This is a genomic window from Bartonella florencae (genome assembly GCF_000312525.1).
GTDB lineage: Bacteria > Pseudomonadota > Alphaproteobacteria > Rhizobiales > Rhizobiaceae > Bartonella > Bartonella florencae.
The window spans coordinates 1-207 of the sequence record NZ_HE997537.1; the positions used below are offsets into that span (position 1 = coordinate 1).

1 protein-coding gene is annotated in these 207 nt (G+C 41.1%); it reads right to left on the minus strand.

The window, feature by feature from the left end; genetic code table 11:
• A partial coding sequence (locus BN202_RS10120; protein ID WP_210160669.1) for a hypothetical protein occupies positions 1–207 on the minus strand: 207 nt, incomplete at both ends.

A 207-nucleotide genomic window follows, 5' to 3' on the forward strand; every position in this document is an offset into this window, starting at 1 on the left:
CACTGTTTTTGCCCTTTTTTGAACCAACGCCATATGCAAGATGGTTTTTTATCTGCACATCGAAGAGATGAACATCAAAAATATTGACATCGAAGAAGCGCGCATGAAACACATGGAAGATATCTGCTTCAAAGATGCTTTTCTGTTGCACAGCTTTTGCACTAAGAGAGCAAAGTTTCCACATCACCAAGCAAAGCAACAGCCACC